This window comes from Pedobacter sp. 01N416 (genome assembly GCF_056399685.1).
The window spans coordinates 1-765 of sequence record NZ_JBFTRT010000983.1 but is presented as its reverse complement, the minus strand read 5'-3'; the positions used below and the strand labels follow the sequence as shown (position 1 = coordinate 765).

Annotated in this window: 1 protein-coding gene; it reads left to right on the top strand. The window is 38.5% G+C overall.

The window, feature by feature from the left end:
- A partial coding sequence (locus tag AC1DND_RS28815) for a phosphonatase-like hydrolase (protein WP_477586386.1) occupies positions 1-669 on the top strand: 669 nt, incomplete at its 5' end.
- Positions 670-765 lie beyond the last annotated feature (96 nt).

The following is a 765-nucleotide window of genomic DNA, read 5'->3' as shown; positions in this document are numbered from 1 at the left end:
GTAGTATTCGATATGGCTGGCACTACAGTGAACGAAAACAACCTAGTTTACAAAACCCTAATGGATGCAATAAATGTCGCTGGTTTTTCATATTCCCTTGATCAGGTTCTTGCTGTTGCAGCAGGAAAGGAAAAGAAAGAAGCAATCAGATCGGTACTTAAAACTTACGAAGGTTCTTTTGATGAAGCCATGGTCTTCGATATATATGAAAAATTTATTGGCAAACTGAAACTGGCGTATGAAACTGAGGAAATTTTACCTCAACCTGGTTCGATTGAACTTTTTGAAAAACTTCGGAAAGAAGGAATAATTTTGGTACTTAATACAGGTTACGACAGGGTTACCGCAGAGGCTATACTGAGCAGACTGGGTTGGAAGGCAGGTACCGAATTCGATACACTCGTTACTGCTTCTGAGGTCGGCCAAAACAGACCAGAACCTGATATGATTTTATTGGCAATGAGACAGCATGGTCTTACCGATGGTAAATCGGTTGTTAAGGTTGGAGATTCAAGTATTGATATTGAAGAAGGTAAAAATGCAGGTTGCGGCTTAAGCATTGGCATTACCACAGGCGCACATACACAGAAACAATTAGAAAAAGCTAAACCTGACGCGGTAATAGACAATTTAATGGAAATCTATGCTATGGTAACCAAGCACAACTAAATAATTGAAATGATTAAATAATTACAACCGTATATGCTAACATACAAATGGGGCAAACGATTGTAATTRAACATAAAAGGCTCCTGGTATTATACC